Consider the following 822-nt stretch of genomic DNA (forward strand, 5'->3'; position numbering starts at 1 on the left):
CCTGTGGGCTGGCTGCCTGCAGGGGTCGGCCTGTGGGCTGGCTGCCTGCAGGGGTCGGCCTGTGGGCTGGCTGCCTGGGGGCGTCGGCAAAAGCAAAGGGACGGCAACCCAACGGTTGCCGTCCCTTTGAGGCGTGTGCGCCGAAGAAGTTCTACTTCTTCTTGGCGACAGCTGCCTTCAGCTTGGAGCCTGCGGTCAGCTTTACGCTGTGGCCTGCTGCGATCTGGATGGTCTCGCCGGTCTGGGGGTTGCGGCCGGTGCGTGCTGCGCGGTCCGTGCGCTCAACTGCGAGCCAGCCCGGGATGGTGATCTTTTCGCCAGCGGCAACAGAAGTCTCGAAAACTTCGAACAGAGCATCGAGCACGGAGTTGACAGCAGCCTGGCTGGTGCCAGCCTTGCCTGCTACCTCTGCAACGAGTTCACTGCGGTTCTTAGCCATTTACGTCCTCCTGGACTCATACGTTTTTTGAGCTTTCACGCGGAGTGCGAGCAAGCCACTGCTCGAAAACTTACCAGCTTGGGCGTGCATGGCCAGCAAATTCCGCGTGTTTCCGCGCTTTTTTGACCAAAATCACCGGATTTCCGGGGTTTTTCGCGGCTTGGACGGCTATCGCGTACCCTACGGGCCTTCGACTGCCCGCAAGGTCAGAAGAGGATGCGCTGGTACAGCACGTGATCCTGCCACGTCCCGGCTATACAGAGATAGGCAGAAGCCGGCTCTTCACGGTAGATGGTGAATCGGGTTTCGTGTCTTGAGAGCTGAAGGGCTCGTAGCCCTGCTGTGATGGATGTTCTCTACGCATTCATCAAGTCAGGAGCTAC

The 822-nt window shown here is 59.7% G+C and carries 1 protein-coding gene; it reads right to left on the minus strand.

The window, feature by feature from the left end; translation table 11 throughout:
• Window positions 1-151: 151 nt before the first annotated feature.
• Window positions 152-439 (minus strand): HU family DNA-binding protein, encoded by a 288-nt coding sequence (locus ACSVIE_RS21075; RefSeq protein WP_011776355.1) that lies wholly within the window; start codon window positions 437-439, stop codon window positions 152-154.
• Window positions 440-822: the final 383 nt, after the last annotated feature.

This window comes from Paenarthrobacter sp. NCHU4564, from assembly GCF_052156435.1.
Taxonomy (GTDB): Bacteria; Actinomycetota; Actinomycetes; order Actinomycetales; family Micrococcaceae; genus Arthrobacter.